Source organism: Rugamonas brunnea, assembly GCF_014042345.1.
Classification (GTDB): domain Bacteria; phylum Pseudomonadota; class Gammaproteobacteria; order Burkholderiales; family Burkholderiaceae_D; genus Rugamonas; species Rugamonas brunnea.
This window is the reverse complement of the sequence record NZ_JACEZT010000019.1, coordinates 17,202-39,093: the sequence shown is the minus strand read 5'-3', so window position 1 is coordinate 39,093 and position 21,892 is coordinate 17,202. Positions and strand designations below refer to the sequence as shown.

The window sequence follows — 21,892 nt, the reverse complement described above, 5'->3', positions numbered from 1 at the left end:
CTTACCGATCCAACAAAAAATAGTCGTCAAATCAAGCCGCGTTCACGCTGAGCCTGCTACATCGTCGTGTCCCGGACAATTTTGACTTAGATCAAAGTTTCTGCGGCACCGCAACAATAGACTGATTGCGTTACTTCAATGAAACAAAGAGAGGAAATACAAATGCAAAAGTCTGCAGCAGCAATCATTCTGGTCTCCCTCGGCATGCTGGCCGGTAACGCCATGGCGGAAGAAAGCCCATGGCTGGTGCGTGTGCGCGCTGTGCACATTGACCCGGCCAACAAGTCCGACCCGGTCGGTGGTGTGGGCGCATCGGACCGCATCGATGTCAGCTCCAAGACCATTCCCGAAGTGGACATCTCCTATTTCTTCAACCGCAACGTGTCGGCCGAGCTGGTACTGACCTACCCGCAAAAGCATGACGTGAGCCTGGACGGTTCCAACATCGGCACCTTCAAGCACCTGCCGCCAACGCTGCTGGCCCAGTACCACTTCCTGCCTGACGCGCAACTGAATCCCTACGTCGGTGCCGGTATCAACTACACCAACATCAGCAAGGTGGAACTGCTGAACGGCGCAGGCGGCCTGGAGCACAAGAGCTTCGGCCTGGCCCTGCAAGCGGGCGTGGACTACAAGATCGACAAGAACTGGTCGGTTAACTTCGACGTGAAAAAAGTGCAGATCCGTAGCGACGTGTTCGTCAGCGGCGCCAAGGTCAGCAACGTGCAGATCGATCCATGGCTGGTCGGCGTGGGCGTGGGCTACCGCTTCTAAGCCAGCCGCACTTCCCACCGTTCGCGCGGCGCCCGCCGCGTGAACGCCAACGTCGCGCCCGGTCCTACATGGCCGGGCGCGACGCGTTTTGACTCCCGCTTTGCGCCCGTCTTGCTCCCGCTTCCCGCCTCCCGCCTCCTGTCCATCCCCGCCAACGGCGCCATCCGCCGCGCCGCGCTGCCGCTATAATGGACGCACCATTTTTTTGCTGACGATTCCCGCCATGCGCAAGATCCTGCTCGCCACCCTGCCCCTGCTGCTGACGGCCTGCGTCGACGACTCGGCCTCCTACTACGTGGGCGGCAGCGGCAGCAGCCATGCGCTGACCGTCAAGCGCGAGCAGGAACACCTGTGGAAGCGCGACGCGGCCGTGTCGCTGATCCTGTCGCGCTGGCCGGACTGCCAGCGCCGCATCAGCCTGGGCAGCATGCCGGCCAAGGACGTGGAAATCGAACTGTTCGGGCTGGGCGAGCAAACCTGGATCCTGCGCGACGGCAACCAGCTGTGGCAGGTGGAGACGCAAACCTGCACCGAGCTGCCGGAACCGAAGGCGGAAGCGGGCGACTTGCTGGGTGTGTTCCGGGTCGAAGGCGGCAAGCTGGTGTTCGTGCCGGCCGTGGTCTCGAACGATGGTGCGCCAGCCGCGGCCGGCACACCGGGCGCGGCCGCCGATGGCCAGCAGGACGGCCCGGCCGATGACGGCCAGCCGGCCGACGCGGCAACGGCCGGTGGCGGCGCCCCGGCATCCGGCAAGGCCACGCAATAAGGCCGCACACAAACCAATGGGGACGTGAGCCATTTACTGGCGTCACGTCCCCATCTGCCTTGAACTCCCCATTTGTCTTGCCCCCGTTGCCGGGGGCCGTTGCCGTTGAAGGCGCCGGCTTAGCGCGTCAGCGCCACGCGGCGCGCCGGCTTGGCCACGCGGGCCGGTGCTGGCGCGGGCGCGGCGGCCACGGCCGGACGCACCGCCTCGCCGCTCAACCGGAAGCGCGCCACCATGTCGGCCAGGTGGTGCGCCTGTTCCTGCATGCTGCCGGCGGCGGCGGCGGCCTGTTCCACCAGGGCCGCGTTCTGCTGCGTCACGCTGTCCATTTCCGTGATCGCCATGTTGACGTGGCCGATGCCCGTGCTCTGCTCGGTCGAGGCGGCCGTGATCTCGCGCATGATGGCGGTCACGCGCGACACGCTGGCCACCACCTGGTCCATCGTGGTGCCGGCCTGGGCCACCAGGGCGCTGCCGGCGTTGATGCTGTCGACCGAATCGTTGATCAAGGTCTTGATCTCCTTGGCCGCCGCCGCGCTGCGCTGGGCCAGGTTGCGCACTTCCGACGCCACCACCGCGAAGCCACGGCCCTGCTCGCCGGCGCGGGCCGCTTCCACGGCCGCGTTCAGGGCCAGGATGTTGGTCTGGAAGGCGATGCCGTCGATCACGCTGATGATGTCGACGATGCGGGTGGCCGACGCGTTGATGGTTTCCATCGTCTGCACCACCTGCGACACCACGCGTCCGCCCTGCTCGGCCACTTGCGAGGCCGATTCCACCAGTTCGTTGGCTTGCACCGCGTTGCTGGCGTTCTGGTTCACGGTCGAGGTCAGTTCCTCCATTGAGGCGGCAGTCTCTTCCAGCGCGCTGGCCTGCGATTCGGTGCGGGCCGACAAATCCATATTGCCGGTCGCGATCTCGGCCGACGCGGTGGCGATCATCTCGGCGCTGTGGCGGATTTCGCCGATGGTGTCGGCCAGCTGGTCGCGCATGGCCTTCATGCCGTACAGGATGCTGCCGCGGTCGCTCTCATGGGTGTCGACGTCGGTGCTCAGGTCGCCGCCGGCGATGCGGGCCGCCACCTGGCCCGCGTATTCGGGATCGCCGCCGATGGTGTGGCGCAGGCTGCGGTTGACCACGCTGACGATCCCCGCCAGCACCGCGCACACGCCCAGCAGCACGGCGCCCGAGGTCAGCAGGGAATCGCGGAACGCGGTATCGATATCGTCCACGTACACGCCCGTCACCAGGTGCCAATCCCAAGGCGCGTAATGGCCCACGCGGCTCAGCTTGGGCACCGGTTCGGACGCGCCGGGGCGGGGCCAGTAGTAACGCACGAAGCCGCCGTTGTCGCTGCTGTTGCCGGCGGCGACGATGTCGCGGTACACGTAGTTGCCCTTGGGGTCCTGCATGCTGTTCATGTCCTTGCCATTCATTTCCGGCTTGATCGGATGCATGATGACGACGAAATTGGAATTGTTGATCGACAGGTAGCCGTCGCTGCCGTAGCGCATGCTGCGGATCACGGCCTGGGCGCGCGCTTGCGCCTCCTCCTTGCTCAGCGCGCCGGACGCCACCTGGGCATCGTAGCCTTTGACAATGCTGAGTGCGCTGTCGACGATGTTACGCAAATCATTGCTGCGTTCCTCCATGCGGACGGCGCGCGCGTGGAACGCGTCGACGATGAAGATCGCCATGATGCACAGCAGGCTGCAAATGAGCGGGACCCACAGTTTTTGTTGGAAAGTCAGGCGATTCACGGCAAGCTCCTTTGTTAACACGGAGAAAGAATACGCCGAATTAGCCTGATCGGCCATAAGCTGTGTAACTGACCGTCATTCATGTTGTTTATTTGTCGTAGAGGATTTGACAAGGGGAGTGATAACACTGCCCTCCCCTTGTTATCACGACGACATCAGGCGCGCCGTTCGCTGTCGAGCAACGCCACCGCGTGTGCGTTGTAGCGGGCGCCGGCCGCGGCGCCGGCCGGCACCGCCTGCGCCAGCCGCGCCAGATCGGCCGCCGACAGGTGCACGCTGGCCGCGCCCAGCGCCTCGGCCAACCGCACCCGGCTGCGCGCCCCCACCAGCGGCACAATATCGGCCCCCAGCGCGGCGCCCTGCGCCGCCACCCAGGCGATGGCCACCTGGGCCACGGAGACGCCCAGCTCGTCGGCGATGGCGCGCACCCGCTCCACCAGCGACAGGTTGTGGCGCAGGTTGTCGCCCTGGAAGCGCGGGCTGTGCTGGCCCCGGAAATCGCCCTCGCCGGCGCGCTGGGCTGTCCAGTGGCCGCTGATCAGCCCGCGCGACAGCACGCCGTAGGCCGTGATGGCGATGCCGAGTTCGCGGCAGGTCTGCACGATGCCATCCTCGATGCCGCGCGAGATCATCGAATATTCGATCTGCAGGTCGCTGATCGGATGCACGGCGTGGGCGCGGCGCAGCGTCTCCGGCCCCACCTCGGACAGGCCGATGTGGCGGATCAGGCCAGCCTTGACCAGGTCGGCCATGGCGCCCACCGTGTCCTCGATGGGCACGGCCGGGTCCAGCCGGGCCGGACGGTAGATGTCGATGTGCTCCACGCCCAGCCGTTGCAGCGAGTAGGCCAGGAAGTTCTTCAGCGCCACCGGACGGTTGTCGACGCCGCTCCAGCCGCCCAGCGGATCGCGCAGCGCGCCGAACTTGACGCTGATGACGGCCTGCTCGCGACGGCGCCCGGCCAGCGCCTCGCGCAGCAGCAATTCATTGTGGCCCATGCCGTAGAAGTCGCCCGTGTCGAGCAGGGTGACGCCCGCTTCCAGCGCGGCGTGGATGGTGGCGATGCTTTCGGCGCGGTCGGTCGGGCCATACAGGTCCGACATGCCCATCAGGCCCAGGCCCAGTTGCGACACTTGCGGTCCGGTGCTGCCAAGCTGATGTGTTTGCAGATGTGTTTGCAGATGTGCTTGCATGAGATTCTCCAGTTCGGTGTGGGGCGCCTTGCCCGGTGGGGCGCGCGATGGAGTCATTATGCTATTATCGAAGTACGCAATAAATGCGGAAAATTACACTACTTTATTCGGAAAAACATAACAATTATGGACCAGCTGAAAGCAATGCACATCTTCAAGGCCGTGGCCGACAGCAAGAGTTTCACGCTGGCGGCTCAGCAGCTGGACTTGCCCAAGCCCACCGTCACCAACGCCGTGCAAGCGATCGAACAGCAGCTGGGGGTGCGCCTGCTGCAACGCACCACGCGCAAGGTCAGCCTGACCGTGGAAGGGGCGCTGTACCTGGACCGCTGCAGCGCCCTGCTCAACGACCTGGACGACCTGAACGGCCTGTTCCTGGGCGACGGCCGCCAGCCGGCCGGCAGCCTGCGGGTGGACTTGCCCGAGCGGCTCGCGCACCAGGTGGTGATCCCGGCCCTGCCCGATTTTTTCCAGCGCTACCCCGAGATCCAGGTCAAACTCGGTTCGCGCGACCGCTACGCCGACCTGGTGGGCGAGGGCATCGATTGCGCCGTGCGGGCCGGCGTGCTGCGCGACTCGACGCTGGTGGCGCGCAAGGTGACGGACATGGAGCAGATCAACGTCGGCGCGCCCGCCTATCTGGCGCGCCACGGCCGGCCGCGCACGCTGGCCGACCTGCGCCAGCACTGGGCCGTCAACTTCTTCTCCAGCCAGACCGGGCGCGACCTGGACTGGGAATACCTGGACGGCGACGGCGTGCGGCACACGCTGGCCATGCGCAGCCTGGTGTCGGTCAGCGGCACGGAAGCCTATCTGGAGAGCTGCCGGGCCGGCCTGGGCCTGATCCAGTCGCCACGGCTGGGCATGCTCGACTTGCTCGCTTCCGGCGCGCTGGAGGAAGTGCTGCCGGCCTACCGCCCGGCGCCGCTGCCGCTCAACATCGTGTACGCGCACAACCGCCACCTGTCGCCGCGGGTGCGGGTGTTCGTGGACTGGCTGGCCGATGTGCTATTGCAGCATTCTGTTTGTTAAAATAGGGCATTCTTTCCGCCAACCTCTACCCCCAATGAGATTCCACCCCACCGCGGCGCTGCTGACGCTGTGCGCGTGCGCCGCCGCCAGCGCCGCCGCGCCGCTCAAAGTCGACACCGACGCCATGCTGTCCCAGATCACCACGCTGGCCTCGGATGCCTTCGAAGGCCGCGCGCCGGGCAGCCCCGGCGAGACCGCCACCGTCGACTACCTGCAACAGCAACTGAAGAAGCTGGGCCTGGAGCCGGGCAACCCGGACGGCACCTACCTGCAAGCCGTGCCGACGGTGGGCATCTCCACCCACCCCACGCTCAGCTACCGGGCCGGCGCCGGCGCGCCCGTCAAGCTGGCCTACCCGGACCAGTTCGTGGCCTGGAGCGCGCGCACCGAGAAGCAGGTCAACGTGACCGATTCGGAACTGGTGTTCGTCGGCTACGGCATCACGGCGCCGCAATACCAGTGGGACGACTACAAGGGCGTGGACTTGCACGGCAAGACCCTGGTGGTGCTGATCAACGACCCGCCGCTGCCCGACCCCAAGCATCCGAAACAGCTCGACGCCAGCCAGTTCGGCGGCAAGGCCCTCACCTGGTACGGGCGCTGGAACTACAAGTTCGAGATGGCCGCCAAGCTGGGCGCGGCCGCCGTGCTGATCGTGCACGACACCAAGCCGGCCGGCTATCCCTACGAGGTGGCGCGCAGCAGCCTGGCGCGCGAAGTGTTCACCATCAAGACCAAGGGCCCCAATCCGGCCTTCCCGCCGCTGGCCGGCTGGCTGCCGCTGGAGCAGGCGCGCGCCATGTGCAAGGCCGGCGGCCAGGACTTCGACCAGTTGCAGCACGGCGCCCTGTCGCGCGACTTCAAGCCCGTGCCGCTGGGTGTGAAAGTGAGCCTGAGCGCGCAGAACACGTGGCGCGAAGTGGCGTCGAACAACGTGGTGGCGAAGATCACGGGTTCGGACCCGGCGCTCAAGAATGAAGTGGTGCTCTACAGCGCGCACTGGGACCATTTCGGCATCGACAGCACGCTGCCGGGGCCGCGCACGCAGCAGATCTTCCACGGCGCGCGCGACAACGCCTCCGGCGTGGCCGCCCTGCTGGCCGTGGCCAAGGCCTACAAGGCGCTGCCGGTGGCGCCCAAGCGCAGCATCGTGTTCCTGTTCACCACGGGCGAGGAACGCGGCCTGCTGGGCGCGCAATACTACGCGCGCAATCCGCTGTATCCGCTCAACAAAACGCTGCTCGACCTGAACGTGGACGGCCTCAACCTGTGGGGCCGCACGCGCGACGTGGAACTGGTGGGCATGGGCCGCAGCGACGCCGAAGACGTCGTCGTCAGCGCCGCCAAGGCGCAGGGCCGCACCGTGCACGGCGAGATCAATCCCGAGCTGGGCATGTACTTCCGCAACGACCAGATGGAATTCGCGCGCGCCGGCGTGCCCGCCTTGCTGCTGCGCGGCGGCGCGCAATACACGGGCGCGAACGCGGCGGCCGCGCTGGCCAAGCGCCAGGCCTACACGGCCAACCAATACCACACCGTGCACGACGTGGTGGAACCGGACTGGGATCTGCGCGGCGCCGTGCAGGACATCGCCCTGCTGTACGACGTCGGCTACCAGGTGGCGCAAGCAAGCGCCGCGCCGCAATGGAAGCCCAACGCCGAATTCAAGGCCGCGCGCAAATAGCCACACAAAGAACCGGGGTCAGGTCATGCCATCACGCAACTTGCGCGCAAGTTGCGTGATGGCATGACCTGACCCCGGTTTGACGTTGCGTCGTCCTAGTCGCGGGCCAGCGCCAGGAATTCCGTGCGCAGCGCCAGGTTGGGCTGCAATTCGCCCAGCATGGCCGAGGTGATGGTTTCTTCGCCCGGCGTGCGGATGCCGCGGCTTTCCATGCACATGTGACGGCACTTGACGACCACCCCCACCGCCTTCGGTTCCAGCACTTCCATCAGGGCGTTGGCGATCTGTATCGTCATGCGTTCCTGCACTTGCAGGCGCTTGGCGAAACAATCGACCAGCCGGGTCAGCTTGGACAGGCCGACGATCTTGCCATTGGGCAGGTAACCAACCGTGGCCTTGCCGAAGAACGGCGCCAGGTGGTGCTCGCAGTGGCTGTAGACGGGGATGTTTTTCACCACGATCAGCTCGTTGTACTGCTCGGCGCCGTCCTCGAACGCTTTCAGCAGCTCGACCGGGTCCTGCTCGTAGCCCGAGGTCCAGTGTTTCCAGGCCTTGGCCACCCGATGCGGGGTTTCGGCCAGGCCGGGACGGTCCGGGTCCTCGCCCAGCGAGCTGAGCAGACGGCGCCAGTCTTGTTCCGTGAAAGCTTCTTTAGACATGATGTAGTGAGACCATAAAAATAACGATTGCCGCAAGTATACAGAAAATGCGGACAGCCCACCGGTCAGCCCCGCGGCCGGCCCCGCGCCCAGTCTTGCAGCCAGCCCGCAGGCCAACCGCGCGCCGCTAGCGCCCGGGCGGGCGGTGGGCGTTGATCAGCGCGGCCGCGATCGAGACAGTGATGGGCAGCTCCGGCCATTCGTCGTCGGGGCCGAACCAGCGTGCGTCGGCGATCTCGCTGGGGTCGACGCGGATCTCGCCGTCCAGGTAGTCGGCCGTGAAGGCCACCATCAGCGAATGGGGGAACGGCCACGGCTGGCTGGCGAAGTAGCGCAGGTTATGCACGCGCAAGCCGACCTCCTCGAACACTTCGCGGTGCACGGCTTCCTCGATCGATTCGCCGGCCTCGAGGAAACCGGCCAGCGCCGTGTAGCGCTTGTAGGGCGCGTTGGCGTGCATGGCCAGCAGCACCTGCTCGCCCTTGCGGATCAACACCATCATGGCCGGCGAGATGCGCGGGTAGGCGCTCATGCCGCACGCCGGGCACTGGTAGCAGCGCTCGCCGGCCACGTGCGTCATGGGGGTGGCGCAGGCGCCGCAATAGCGGTGGGTGCTGGCCCATTCGGCCAGTTGCACGGCGCGCCCGGCCACGCCGAGGAAACCCTCGTCGCACACGCCGAACAGGGCGCGCAGGCTGTGCCAGCCGTATTCCGGCCCCGGCACGGCGTCGCTGTCGGTCCAGGCGGTTTGATAGTACTGGCCATCGAGCACGCCCACGGGATGGATGCGTGCGGACGCCACGTCCAGCGCGGCCAGCACGGCGGACGGCGGTAAGGACCAGTTGTCGTTGCGCAAAAGCAACTGTCCGCGATGGCACAGGAAAGTCAGCGGCGCGGCATGGGTTTGCGGATGGATCATGGGCGTGAAGGCGGCGGGCGTGTGCAGCATGGGGCGGCGATTCCTCGGGATGCGATAGCGTGCATCTTACCGTGTTTCCAACATGCTGATCCGGCGCCGCTAAGTCCTTGTTTTCATGCCAAGATTTGCATGGGAATTTCTTGCTTATTCTCAATTTCGAGTCGATTGGCGTTACTATATCCTTCTGCTAGGAGACCCCCACTATGTCGTCGCTCGTTCAAGAATTAAGCACTGACCAGATCGCTCAGCTGCTGACCAGTCAAATCGTCCAGTTGACCACGGCCGACATGGGCGTGCTGTCGACCACGCAAATGACGGCGTTCACGACTGACCAGCTGGCGGTCTTCAGCAGCCAGCAGATCCGCGCCCTGCCCAGCCAGGACTTGCAGGCGCTGAGCACGACGCAGCTGGCCTACGGCTTCGGCACCCAGCAGATTCAGGCCCTGTCCACGCAGCAAATGCCGCTGCTGACGACGGCGCAACTGGTGTATGGCCTCACCAGCGACCAGTTCGCCGCGATGTCGACGGCCCAGCTGGGCGCCCTGACGACGACCCAGGTGGCCCTGTTGGGCACGGCCGACCTGGCCGCCCTGAAGACGGCCCAGGTCGCCGGCCTGAGCACGGCGCAGGCGCGCGCGCTCGGCTCCGACCAGGTGGCGGCCCTGCAATCGGCCGATGTGGCGGCCCTGCGCAGCCAGCAACTGGCCGCCCTCACCACGGCCAGCGTGGCGGCCCTGCGCAGCGACCAGGTGGCCGCGCTCGGCACCCAGCAACTGACGGCCCTGCTGACCCAGCAGATCGCGGCCCTGGGCAGCGACCAGATCGCCATGCTGGGCACGGCCCAGGCCAGCGCCCTGCTGACGGCCCAGGTGGCGGCCTTGTCGTCGGCGCAACTGGACGCGCTGGCCACGGCCAGCCTGGCCAGCCTCAAGACCAGCCAGCTGGCCGCGCTGGGCAGCGCCCTGTTCGGCGCATTGACCTCGGACCAGATCACGGCGCTGACCACGGCCCAGGCCCAGTCGCTATCGTCGCAACAACTGGCGGCGCTGCGCTCGGACCAGCTGGCCGCGCTGCAAACGATGGACCTGGCCGCGCTGGCCACCGGCGCGCTGGCCGGCCTGGGCACGGCCAACGTGGCCGCCCTCAGCACGGCCCAGGCCGCCGCTTTGGGCACGGCCCAGCTCAATGCCCTGTCCAGCGCCCAGGTGGCAGCCCTGGGCAGCGACCAGATCGTCGCCCTCAGCAGCAACCAGGCCAGCAACCTGGGCACGCGCCAGCTGGCCGCGCTCACCACCGATCAACTGGCGGCACTGGAAACGGCCGACTGGGCCAGCCTGAAAACGGCGCAACTGGCCGCGCTGTCGACGGCCCAGTTGGGCGCCGTCACGACCGCCCAGCTGGCCGCGCTCAGGAGCACGCAAGTGCCGGGCCTGGCCACGGTGCAATGGGCGGCGCTGCGTTCGGACCAGCTGGCCGCGCTCAGCACGGCCACTCTGCGCGCCCTGCAAACCCAGCAGATGGCCGCCCTCGGCAGCGATGCCGTGGCCGCCCTGCAGACGGCCCAGGTGGCCGCGCTGGCCACGCAACAGCTGGCCGCACTGGGCACGGCCCAGATCACCGCGCTGACCAGCGATCAGCTGGTGGCGCTGGGCACCGCACAGGCCGGCGCGCTGACCACGCGCCAGATGGCCGCGCTCACCACCGACCAGCTCAACGCGTTCGAGACGGTGGACTGGGCCGCCCTCAAGACCAGCCAGTTGACGGCCCTGACCACGGCCCAGGTGGGCGCGCTGGGCACGGCCCTGATCGCGGCGCTGGGCACGGCCCAGGCGGCCGCGCTGACCACGCTGCAGCTGCGGGCCCTGTCCACCGACCAGCTGGCCGCCCTGAGCTCGGCCGACTACGCCGCCCTGCAATCGAACCAGTTGCTGGGCCTGGGCACGGCCGCCATCGCGGCCCTCAGCACCAGCCAGGTGGCCGCGCTCAAGACGGCCCAGATCGCACTGCTGGGCACCGACCAGGTGGCCGTGCTCAATTCCGACCAGATCGGCGTGCTCAGCACCGCGCAAGCGGCCGCGCTGACAACGCGCCAGGTCGCCAGCCTGGGCAGCGACCAGGTGGCCGCCCTGCAAACGCGCGACTGGGCCGCGCTGGCCACCGGCCAGTTGCTGGCCCTCAATACGGCCCAGCTGGCTGCCGTGACGACGGCCCAGGTGGCCGCCCTGACGACGCTGCAGGCGGCGTCGCTGTCGACGCTGCAGATGGCCAACCTGTCGAGCGCGCAACTGGCCGCCCTGCCGACGGCTACGCTGGCCGCCCTGCGCACGGTCCAGGTGGCCAGCCTGGGCACGGACAACGTGGCCGCCCTCAGCACGGCCCAGCTGCAAGCATTGACGACGGCCCAGTTGAGCGCACTGGGCACGGCCCAGGTGCAGGCGCTGGGCACGGCCCAGATCGTGGCCATGACGACGGCCCAGGCCAGCAACCTGGCCACGCGCCAGCTGGCCGCCCTCACCAGCGACCAGCTGGCGGCGCTGGAGACGGCCGACCTGGCCGCGCTGCGCACGGCCCAGGTCCGGGCCCTGACGACCGACGAAGTGGCCCTGCTCAGCACGGCCCAGGTGGCGGCCCTGACGACGGCCCAGGCGGCCGCGCTGACGTCGGCCCAGCTCAACGCGCTGGGCAGCGCCCAGCTGCTGGCGCTCAACACCTCCAACCTGGCCTCGCTGCTGACCGTCCAGATCGCCGCGCTCGACACGGCCAGCGTGGCCGCGCTCACCACGGCCCAGATCCAGGCCCTGTCCACGGCCCAGGTCGCCGCGTTCAACAGCAGCCAGTTGCAAGCGCTCACCAGCGCCCAGATCGTGGCCCTGACCACGGCGCAGGCCAACAGCCTGCTGACGGCCCAGGTGGCCGCCCTCACCAGCGACCAGTGGGCGGCGCTGGAGACGGTGGACCTGGCCAGCCTGAAAACGAGCCAGCTGAACGCGCTCAGCACGGCCCAGGCCGCCTTGCTGAGCACGGCCCAGGTGGCGGCGCTGGGCACCCAGCAGGCGGCCGGCCTGGCCACGCGCCTGCTGGCCGCCCTCACCACCGACCAGGTGGCCGCCCTGACGACGGCCGACGTGGCCGCGCTCGGCACGGCCCAGTGGCGCGGCCTGAACACGGATGACATCGCGGCGCTGGGCACGGCCCAGCTGCGCGCGATGACGACGGCCCAGCTCAGCACGCTCACCACGGCCCAGTTGCAAGCGTTGACGACGGCCCAGCTGACGGCCCTCAATTCCCAGCAGCTGAGCAAGCTGGCCACGGTCCAGATCGCCGCGCTGACCAGCGACCAGCTGGCCGCGCTCGACACGGGCGACGTGGCCGCGCTGCAATCGAACCAGGTGGCGGCCCTGACGACGGACCAGGCCGCGCTGCTGAGCACGACCCAGGTGGCGGCCCTGAACACGCTGCAAACGGTGGCCCTGGGCACGCGCCTGCTGGGCGCGTTCGGCAGCGCCCAGATCGCCGCCCTGACGACGGCCCAGGCGGCGGCCCTGACGACGGCCCAACTGGCAGCGCTCAACAGCGACCAACTGGCCGCGCTGGAGACGGCCGACCTGGTCAGCCTGAAAACCAGCCAGCTCAACGCGCTGGGCACGGCCCAGGCCGTCCTGCTGAGCACGGCCCAGCTGGCCGCGCTGAGCACCCAGCAGGCGGCCGGCCTGGCCACGCGCCTGCTGGCCGCCCTCACCACCGACCAGGTGGCCGCCCTGACGACGGCCGACCTGGCCGCCTTGAGCACGCTCCAGTTGCGCGGCCTCAGTTCGGACGACATCGGCGCGCTCGGCACGGCCCAGGTGCAGGCGCTGACCACGGCCCAGCTAAGCAGCTTGAACACGGCCCAGTTCCAGGCCCTGGGCACGGCCGACATCGCCGCCCTCGGCACGCTGCAACTGAGCAAGCTGGCCACGGCCCAGATGGCCGCCCTCACCAGCGACCAGCTGGCCATGTTCGGCACCGACGACATGGCCGCGCTGCAGACGGCCCAGCTCAACGCCCTGGCCAGCGCCCAGGTCAGCCTGCTCAGCAGCGCCCAGCTGGCCGCCCTGTCCACGCTGCAAGTGAGCAACCTGAGCACGCGCCAACTGGCCGCCCTGACCACCGACCAGATGCAAGCGCTGAGCACGGCCGAACTGGCCGCGCTGCGCAGCAGCCAGCTGCGGGCCCTGAGCACAAGCCAGCTCGGCGCGCTGGCCACCAGCCAGTTGCAGGCGCTGGGCACGGCCCAGCTCGCCGCCCTCGGCACCGACCAGTTGCAAGGCCTGGGCAGCGACCAGATCGCCGCCCTGACCACCGCCCAGGCCGCCGGCCTGACGACGGCCCAGGTGGCCGCCTTCACCAGCGCGCAACTGGCGGCGCTGGAGACGGCCGACCTGGCCGCCCTGAAGACCAGCCAGATCACGGCCCTGACGACGACCGAAGTGAGCCTGCTGAGCACGGACCAGATCGCCGCGCTGACGACGGCCCAGTCCCGCGCGCTGAGCACGGCCCAGCTGGTCACGCTCAATGCCGGCCAGGTGGCCGCGCTCACCTCGGCCGATCTGGCCGCGCTGTCCTCGACCCAGCTGGCGGCGCTGGGCACGGCACTGCTGGGCATGCTCAGCACGGCCCAGCTGCAAGCCATGACGACGGCCCAGATCGCCAACCTCACCACGGCCCAGGTCGCCGCGCTGAGCACGGACCTGATCGTCGCGCTCACCACGGCCCAGGCCGCCAGTTTGACGACGGCCCAGATGACGGCCCTGCAAACGGCCCAGGTGGCCGCGCTGGAGACAGTCGACCTGGCCGCCATGAAGACCAGCCAGCTCAATGCGCTGGCCTCGCAGCAGGTGGCCGCGCTCGGCACCGGGCAGATCGACGCGCTCGTCACGGCCCAGGTCAGCAACCTGGGCACGCGCCAGCTGGCCGCCCTCACCACCGACCAGGTGCGCGCCCTGCTGACGGCCGAACTGGCCGTGCTGCGCAGCAGCCAGTTGCAGGCGCTGTCCACCGACCAGCTGGCCGCGCTGCAGACGGCCCAGCTGCAAAGCCTGGCCACGGCCCAGCTGAGCGCGCTCGGCACGGCCCAGTTGCCGGCCTTCGGCAGCGACCAGATCGCGGCCCTCACCACGGCCCAGGCCGCCAACCTGACAACGGCCCAGGTGGCCGCGCTGGCCACGGCCCAGCTGGCCGCGTTCAGCACCGACCAGCTGGCGGCCCTGAAGACGGCCCAGCTCAACGCGCTGGGCACGGCGGCCTTGGCCAGCCTGGCCACGGCCCAGATCGCGGCCCTGTCCACGCTGCAAGCGTCGTCGCTGCGCACGGCACTGGTGGCGGCGCTGGGCACGCAGCAAATCCAGGCCCTGACGCTGGCCGACCTGGACGCGCTCAAGAGCGCCCAGTTGATGGTGCTCAGTTCGGACCAGCTGGCCGCGCTCGGCAGCGACCAGTTGCAAAGCATGGGAACGGCCCAGCTCGCCGCACTGACGACGGCCCAGGTCGTGAGCCTGGGCAGCGGCCAGATCGCCACCCTCACCACGGCCCAGGCCGCCGGACTGACGACGGCCCAGGTGGCCGCCCTCGGCACGGCCCAGGTGCTGGCCTTGACGACCGACGACTTCGCCGCGCTCAGGACGGCCCAGATCGCGGCGCTGGGCAGCGCCGCCACGGCCGCGCTCAGCACGGCCCAGATCGTGGCCCTGACCACGCTGCAAGCAGGCGCGCTGAACACGCAGCAAGTGCAAGCCCTGACGACGGACCAGTTGCAGGCGCTCGAGAACAGCGACCTGGACGCGCTCAAGACGGCGCAAGTGGCCGCGCTGGCCACCGCGCAACTGGCGGCGCTCAGCACCGGCCAGATCGCCAGCATGACGACGGCCCAGATGGCCGCCCTCACCAGCACCCAGTTGCGCGGCCTGCGCAGCGACCAGCTGGCCGCCCTCACCACCGCCCAGGCCGCCAATCTGACGACGGCCCAGATGGCCGCGCTCGGCACGGCCCAGGTGGTGGCGCTGAACACGGACGATGTGGCCGCGCTCAAGACCAGCCAGCTCGCGGCGCTGGGCACGGACGCCATCGCCGCGCTGGGCACGGCCCAGATCGTGGCCCTGACCACGCTGCAAGCGAGCGCCCTGGGCACCCAGCAGGTGGCGGCCCTGACGACGGACCAGCTGCGGGCGCTGGAAAACAGCGACCTCGACGCGTTGAAGACGACGCAGGTGGCCGCGCTGGCCACGACCCAACTGGCCAGCCTCAACAGCGACCAGATCGCCAGCATGACGACGGCCCAGGTGGCCGCCTTCACCAGCGCCCAGTTGCGCGGCTTGCGCAGCGACCAGATCGGCGCCCTCACCACGGCCCAGGCCGCCAATCTGACGACGGCCCAGGTGGCCGCGCTCGGCACGGCCCAGGTGGTGGCGCTGAGCACGGACGACGTGGCCGCGCTCAAGACCAGCCAGCTCACGGCGCTGGGCACGGACGCCACGGCCGCGCTGGGCACGGCCCAGATCGTGGCCCTGACCACGCTGCAAGCGAGCGCCCTGGGTACGCAGCAGGTGGCGGCCCTGACGACGGCCCAGCTGCAAGCGATGGAAAGCCGCGACCTCGATGCGCTCAAGACGGCGCAAGTGGCCGCGCTGGGCACGCTGCAACTGCAAGCCTTGAGCACCGACCAGTTCGCCAGCCTGACGACGGCCCAGGTGGCCGCCCTGGCCACGGCCCAGTTGCGCGGCGTGCGCAGCGACCAGATCGCCGCCCTCACGACGGCCCAGGCCGCCGGCCTGACGACGCTCCAGGTGAGCACGCTGGCCACGGAACAACTGGCCGTGCTGTCCACCGACGACGTGGCGGCCCTCAAGACGGCCCAGCTGGCCGCGCTGGGCACCAGCCAGCTGGTCAGCCTAGGCACGGACCAGATCGTGGCCCTGACCACGCTGCAGGCGGGCGCGCTGGCCACGGCCCAGGTGGCCGCGCTGACCACGCTCCAGCTGCAAGCGCTGGAGACGGCCGACCTGGCCGCCCTCAAAACGGCCCAGGTGGCCGCGCTCGGCACGGCCCAGCTGGCGGCCCTGTCCACCGACCAGGTGCAAAGCCTGGCCACGCTGCAGATCGCGGCGCTGGGCACGGGCCAGCTGCCGGGCTTGAGCACGGCCCAGATCGCCGCCCTGACGACGGCCCAGGCCGCCGCGCTGACCACGGCCCAGGCCGTCTCGCTGAGCACCCAGCAATTGCTGGCCCTGACGACGGACGACCTGGCCGCCCTGAAAACGGCCCAGGTGGCCGCGCTGGCCACCGGCCAGCTGGCGGCGCTGGGCAGCGACCAGATCGCCGCCCTGACCACGCTGCAAACGGGCGCCCTGTCCACCACCCAGCTGGCGGCCCTCGCCACGGCCCAGGTCGCGGCCTTGCGCACCGACCAGCTGGCCACGCTGAAGACGGCGCAACTGGCAGCCCTGCGCACCGACCAGCTCGACGCGCTCAGCACCGACCAGCTGCAAAGCCTGACCCCGGCCCAGATGGTCGCGTTCGGCAGCAGCCAGCTGCAAGCATTGACGACGGACCAGATCGTGGCCCTGACGACGGCCCAGGCCGCGGCGCTGGCCACGGCCCAGGTGGCGGCCTTGACGACAGCCCAGATCGCCGCACTGGACACGGACGACCTGCAAGCGCTCAAGACGGCCCAGGTGGCGGCCTTGAGCACGACGCAACTGGCCAGCCTGGGCACGGCCCAGATCGCCGCACTGGCCACGGCCCAGGCGGCCGCGCTGACCACGGACCAGATCGCCGCACTGGCCACGGCCCAGCTGCAAGCGCTGGGCACGGACGATGTGGCCGCCCTGCGCACGGCCCAGCTGGCCGCGCTGACGACGGCCCAGGTCAGCACACTCAGCACCGACCAGTTGCAAAGCGTGGGCACGGCCCAGCTGGCCGCGCTGGGCAGCGCGCAAATCCAAGCGCTCAGCACCGACCAGATCGTCGCGCTGACAACCAACCAGGTGCGCAGCCTGGCCACGCTGCAACTGGCGGCACTGGCCAGCACCCAGCTGACGGCGCTGGAGACGGACGACGTGCAAGCGCTGGCCACGCTCCAGCTGGCCACGCTGTCGACGCTGCAACTGAATGAACTGAGCAGCGACCAGCTGGCTTCCCTGACGACGCTGCAAGTGGCCGCGCTGACGGCCACCCAGGTGGCCAGCCTGGGCAGCGCCCAGCTGCAAAGCCTGACGACGGATGAACTGGCGGCCCTGCGCACGCAGCAGCTGGCGGCCCTGGGCTCGCAGCAACTGGGCCAGTTGACGACGGACCAGCTGCAAAGCCTGACCACCAGCCAGATCGCCGCGCTCGGCACGGGCCAGTTGCCCGGCCTGGGCACCGACCAGATCGTGGCCCTGACCACGGACCAGGTCAGCAGCCTGGGCACGCTGCAGCTGGCCACGCTGACCAGCACCCAGCTGGCGGCGCTGGAGACGGACGACCTGCAAGCGCTGCGCACGGCGCAGGTGGTGGCGCTGACCACGCTGCAACTGGCCGAACTGACGAGCGACCAGCTGGCCGCGCTGAGTACCGCCCAGGTGGCCGCGCTGAGCACGCTGCAAGTGGCCAGCCTGGGCAGCGTCCAGCTGCAAAGCCTGACCACGGACGAACTGGCGGCCCTCACCGCCACCCAGATCGGCGCGCTGAGCACGCTGCAACTGGGCCAACTGACGACCGACCAGTGGCAAAACCTGGCGACGGTCCAGGTGGCCGCGCTGGGCACGGCCCAGGTGGCCGGCCTGAGCACCGATGACATCGTGGCCCTGACGACGGCGCAGGCGCGCGCCCTGGGCACGGCCCAGCTAGCCGCGCTGGGCAGCGACCAGCTGGCCGCGCTGCAGGCGGACGACCTGCAAGCGCTCACCACGGCCCAGATCACCGGCCTGCGCAGCGCCCAGGTGGCGGCCCTGGCGACCGACCAGCTCAACGCGCTGGCCACACAGCAGGTGGCGGCCTTGACGACGGCCCAGGTGGCCGCGCTGGGGACGCAGCAATTGCAAGGCTTGCCGACCGACGATGTGGCGGCGCTGGGCACGGCCCAGGTGGCCGCGCTCAGCACGACCCAGCTGGGCGCCCTCGGCACCGACCAGTTGCCGGCCCTGGGCTCGCAGCAACTGAACGCGCTGAGCACGCTGCAGCTGGGCGCCCTCACCACGGACCAGGTCGCCGTCCTCACGACGGCCCAAGCCGCCTCACTGGCCACGCGCCAGCTGGCGGCCCTGCGCAGCGACCAGCTGGCGGCCCTCAACACGGATGACATCGCGAGCCTGGCCAGCGGCCAGCTCAACGCGCTGAGCACGCTGCAACTGGCCGCCCTCAGCACCGACCAGGTCGCCGCCCTGACGACGGCCCAGGCCGTATCGCTGGCCACCCAGCAAGTGGCGGCGCTGGGCAGCGACCAGCTCAACGCGCTGGCCACGGCCGACGTGGCGGCCCTGCTCAGCACCCAGCTGGGCGCGCTCAGCACGGCCAACGTGGCCGCCCTCACCACTGACTGGCTGGCCGTGCTGGCCAGCGGCCAGCTGGCCGGCCTGGGCACGGCGCAGATCGCCGCGCTCGGCAGCGACCAGATCGGCGCCCTGCTGACCCAGCAACTGGTGGGCCTGAGCAGTGTGCAACTGGCCGCGTTCTCGCCGGCCCAGATCGCCGCGCTCAGCACCCAGGACTTGAACGCCTTGCGCACCAGCCAGGTGACGGCGCTCAGCACGGCCCAGGTGGCCGGCCTGACCACGCTGCAACTGAACGCGCTGGCCACGGCCACGCTGGCCGCGCTGGGCACCGAGCAGATCGCGCTGGGCCTGGGCACGGCCCAGCTGAGCGGGCTCGATACGGTCCAGCTGGCCGCGCTGACGACGGCCCAGGTGGCCGCCCTGGGCAGCACCCAGCTGACGGCCCTGACGCCGGACCAGATCGTGGCCCTGACCACGGCCCAGTGGCGCGCGCTGGCCAGCACCCAGGTCAACGCGCTCACCAGCGACCAGGTGGCCGCCATCGAGACGGCCGACCTGGCCGCCCTGAACACGATCCAGGTGGCCACGCTGGCCACCAGCCAGTTGCAATGGCTGGGCTCGGACCAGCTGAACGCGCTGACCACGGCCGAACTGGCGGCACTCAGCACCGACCAGCTGACGGCGCTGAGCACGGATCAGTTCTCCAGCCTGGCCACGAGCAAGCTGGCCAGCCTGGCCACGGCCCAGGTGGCGGCCCTGACGACAGCCCAGGTGGCCGCGCTGACAACGGCCCAGGCCAGTGCGCTCAAGACGGCCCAGCTGGCCGCGCTCGACACCAACCAGCTGGCCGCGCTGGGCACCGACCAGCTGGCCGCGCTGAGCACGGCCGCGCTGGCCTCGCTGTCGACCGACCAGATCAGCGCCGGCCTCACGACCGACCAGATCGTCGCCCTCACGACGGCCCAGGCCGCGTCGCTGACGACGCGCCAGGTGGTGGCGCTGGGCACGCAGCAGATCGCGGCGCTTGAAACGCTGGACCTGTCGTCGCTGCAAACGCGGCAGATAGTCGCGCTCACCAGCGACCAGCTGGCCGCGCTGGGCAGCGACCAGTTGAACGCCCTGACCAGCACCGAACTGCGGGCCCTGACCACGGCCCAGCTGCTGACCGGCCTGTCGACCGCCCAGGTCGCCGCGCTGGCCACGGCCAGCCTGGCCGCCCTCAGCTCGACCCAGCTCACCTATGGCCTGAGCACGGACGACGTGGCCGCGCTCGCCACCGACCAGGTGGCCGCCCTGACGACGGCCCAGATCGGCGCGCTCAGCACGGCCCAGTTCGCCACGCTGGGCACGGACCAGATCGTGGCCCTGACGACGGCCCAGGCCGCCGCGCTGGCCACGGCCCAGCTGACCACGCTGACGCTGGACCAGCTGGCCGCGCTGGAGACGGCCGACCTGGCCGCGCTCGGCAGCAAGCAGCTGGCCGCCCTCACCAGCGACCAGTTCACGGCCCTGTCCACGGCGCAGACGGCCAGCCTGGGCACGGCCCAGCTGCGCGGCCTGACGACGGCCCAGGCGGCAGCCATCCAGTCGGCCCAGCTGGCCGTGTTCAGCACCGACCAGCTGGCCTCGCTGGGCACACAGCAAGTGGCGGCCCTCAACGGCGCCACGCTGGCCACGCTGGCCACGGCGGCGCTGACGGCGCTGACCACGGCCCAGGTGGCGGCCCTCACCACGAGCCAGATCGCGGCCCTGTCGCTGAGCCAGGTGCCGGCCCTGACGGCCACCCAGGTGCCGGCGCTGGGCAGCGCCCAGCTGGCCGCGCTGACGGCCGACCAGATGTATGTGCTGGGCACGGACCAGGTGCAAGCATTGACAACGGCCCAGATCGGCTACCTGACGACGGCCCAGCTGGCCGTGCTGACGGCGGCCCAGGTCGGCGCGCTGAGCACGCTGCAAGTGGACGCCATCAAGCTGAGCCAGATCACGGCGCTGGGCGTGGACCAGCTCAACGCCCTGTCGACCGACCAGGTGGCCAACCTGACCACCGCGCAGGTGCTGACCCTGACGACGGCCCAGGTCGCCGTGCTGCTGGCGTCCCAGGTGGCCGCGCTGACGACGGCCCAGGTGCAGTCGCTGAAGACCTCGCAAGTGGCCACCTTCAGCGTCGACCAGCTGAACGCCTTCAGCACCGACCAGCTGACGGCGCTCAGCACGTCGCAGGTCAACGCCCTCTCGGCCACCCAGGTCGGCTACCTGACGGGCGACCAGGTGGCCGCCCTCACCACCACCCAGGTCGCGTCGCTCAAGACCAGCCAGCTGCTGGGCATGAGCGCCGGCCAGGTGGCCTCGTTCACCAGCGTGCAGGTGCCGGCCCTGAGCACGGCCCAGCTGGCGGCCCTGAGCACCGACCAGATCGCGGCCATCGGCGTGCCCCAGCTCGACGCGCTGACGACGCTGCAGATCAGCACCCTCAAGACGTCGCAGATCGTGGCCCTCACCACGGCCCAGATCGCCGGCATCACGAGCGCGCAGGCGGCCGCGCTCAGCACGGCCGAGCTGGCCTCGCTGAGCACGCAGCAGATCGTGGCGCTGGAGACGGCCGACCTGGCCGCCCTCAGCACCGACCAGATCGCCGCCTTCAGCAACACCCAGGTGGCGGCCATGAGCACCGACCAGACCATGGCCCTGAACCCGGCCTCGTCGCGCTACGCCACGCCGCTGATCCTGGACCTGAGCGGCGACGGCGTGTCCACGCTGAGCGTGGCGGCCGGCGTGCAGTTCGACATCTATGGCGACGGCCGCACCGTGCACACGGGCTGGGTGGCCGCCAGCGATGGCTTGCTGGTGATGGACCGCAATGGCGACGGCCAGATCACCAGCGGCAGCGAACTGTTCGGCAGTGCCACCCGGCTGGCCGACGGCAGCCAGGCCAGGGATGGCTACGCGGCCCTGGGCCAGCTCGACAGCAATGGCGACGGCCAGATCACCAGCGCCGACGTGGCCTGGGGCCAACTGCAAGTGTGGGTGGACGCCAACAGCGACGCCGTGACGGAAACGGGCGAGCTGCACAGCCTGTCCTCGCTGGGCATCACGGCCATCGCCACCACGGCCACGGCCAGCGGTACGCAGCAGTACGGCAACCGGTTGGGCCTGGTATCGAGCTTCACCCGCGGCGACGGCAGCGTGCACCAGGCGGCCGACGTGTGGTTCGTGGCCAACCGCCAGGAAGGCGTGCAGTCGCCGATGAGCAGCCAGGTGGGCAGCCTGGCCCATGCGCTGACCCATTACGCACTGACCCGTGACGCGCTGGCGGCCGACACCGCCCAGCAGGCGAGCGCCACGCCGCCGGCCAGCGCGCTGGCGGCCGGCACCTCGCAGCAGGTGGCGGTGCTGACGGCGGCCCTGAGCCAGTTTGACGCCTACGGCCGGCCGCGCGCCGGCACCCTGCTGAGCGCGCCGGCGCGGCCCGATGGCATGGCCGATCCGCGCGCCGCCCAGCAGGGCTGGCTGGCCTTGCCGCCGAAGTAAAGCCGGGCGCCGGCCAGGCCTCGGTCGGGGCCGCTGCCGCCCCGGTTGGCAATGTTGTTTGGACGGCA

At 69.8% G+C, this 21,892-nt stretch carries 9 protein-coding genes; 5 read left to right on the top strand and 4 right to left on the bottom strand.

The annotated features are described in order from the left end of the window. The first annotated feature begins 162 nt into the window (after positions 1–162). Both H3H37_RS22185 and H3H37_RS22180 read left to right on the top strand, forming a co-directional pair. Positions 163–774, top strand: a complete 612-nt coding sequence (locus tag H3H37_RS22185; protein ID WP_182166622.1) for an OmpW/AlkL family protein — start codon at positions 163–165, stop codon at positions 772–774. A gap of 223 nt (positions 775–997) precedes the next feature. Beyond that, positions 998–1,540, top strand: a complete 543-nt coding sequence (locus H3H37_RS22180; protein WP_182166620.1) for a hypothetical protein — start codon at positions 998–1,000, stop codon at positions 1,538–1,540. A gap of 119 nt (positions 1,541–1,659) precedes the next feature. Here the strand turns inward: H3H37_RS22180 and H3H37_RS22175 are convergent, their stop codons facing one another. Together H3H37_RS22175 and H3H37_RS22170 are read right to left on the bottom strand one after the other, a co-directional pair. Continuing rightward, positions 1,660–3,300 (bottom strand): methyl-accepting chemotaxis protein, encoded by a 1,641-nt coding sequence (locus H3H37_RS22175; protein WP_182166618.1) that lies wholly within the window; start codon positions 3,298–3,300, stop codon positions 1,660–1,662. 155 nt (positions 3,301–3,455) lie between these two features. Then, entirely contained in the window at positions 3,456–4,469 is a 1,014-nt protein-coding gene (locus H3H37_RS22170) for an aldo/keto reductase (protein WP_182166713.1), read from the bottom strand. A 150-nt stretch (positions 4,470–4,619) separates the two neighbouring features. Here H3H37_RS22170 and H3H37_RS22165 point away from each other — a divergent pair, with 150 nt between their 5' ends. Both H3H37_RS22165 and H3H37_RS22160 read left to right on the top strand, forming a co-directional pair. Continuing rightward, the gene (locus H3H37_RS22165; RefSeq protein WP_182166616.1) at positions 4,620–5,525 is read left to right on the top strand and encodes a LysR family transcriptional regulator; all 906 of its coding nucleotides are present in this window, start codon (positions 4,620–4,622) and stop codon (positions 5,523–5,525) included. A 34-nt stretch (positions 5,526–5,559) separates the two neighbouring features. Continuing rightward, complete coding sequence (locus tag H3H37_RS22160) at positions 5,560–7,209, top strand: M20/M25/M40 family metallo-hydrolase (protein ID WP_182166614.1); 1,650 nt, start codon at positions 5,560–5,562, stop codon at positions 7,207–7,209. A 95-nt stretch (positions 7,210–7,304) separates the two neighbouring features. On the opposite strand, the gene folE is transcribed toward H3H37_RS22160, so the two are convergent. After that, positions 7,305–7,868 carry a GTP cyclohydrolase I FolE gene (gene folE / locus H3H37_RS22155; protein ID WP_182166612.1) on the bottom strand — a complete coding sequence of 188 codons (564 nt, stop codon included), beginning with the start codon at positions 7,866–7,868 and terminating at the stop codon, positions 7,305–7,307. A 127-nt stretch (positions 7,869–7,995) separates the two neighbouring features. Further along, positions 7,996–8,817 carry an NAD(+) diphosphatase gene (nudC, locus tag H3H37_RS22150; RefSeq protein ID WP_182166610.1) on the bottom strand — a complete coding sequence of 274 codons (822 nt, stop codon included), beginning with the start codon at positions 8,815–8,817 and terminating at the stop codon, positions 7,996–7,998. A gap of 173 nt (positions 8,818–8,990) precedes the next feature. Here nudC and H3H37_RS22145 point away from each other — a divergent pair, with 173 nt between their 5' ends. Next, positions 8,991–21,824 (top strand): beta strand repeat-containing protein, encoded by a 12,834-nt coding sequence (locus H3H37_RS22145; protein ID WP_182166608.1) that lies wholly within the window; start codon positions 8,991–8,993, stop codon positions 21,822–21,824. The last annotated feature ends 68 nt before the right edge of the window (positions 21,825–21,892 follow it).

Bases quoted from the DNA above. Each gene is read 5' to 3' on its own strand.
- H3H37_RS22185 (WP_182166622.1), top strand. From the start codon at position 163: ATGCAAAAGTCTGCAGCAGCAATCATTCTGGTCTCCCTCGGCATGCTG.
- H3H37_RS22180 (WP_182166620.1), top strand. From the start codon at position 998: ATGCGCAAGATCCTGCTCGCCACCCTGCCCCTGCTGCTGACGGCCTGC.
- H3H37_RS22165 (WP_182166616.1), top strand. From the start codon at position 4,620: ATGGACCAGCTGAAAGCAATGCACATCTTCAAGGCCGTGGCCGACAGC.
- H3H37_RS22160 (WP_182166614.1), top strand. From the start codon at position 5,560: ATGAGATTCCACCCCACCGCGGCGCTGCTGACGCTGTGCGCGTGCGCC.
- folE (WP_182166612.1), bottom strand. From the start codon at position 7,868: ATGTCTAAAGAAGCTTTCACGGAACAAGACTGGCGCCGTCTGCTCAGC.
- nudC (WP_182166610.1), bottom strand. From the start codon at position 8,817: ATGCTGCACACGCCCGCCGCCTTCACGCCCATGATCCATCCGCAAACC.
- H3H37_RS22145 (WP_182166608.1), top strand. From the start codon at position 8,991: ATGTCGTCGCTCGTTCAAGAATTAAGCACTGACCAGATCGCTCAGCTG.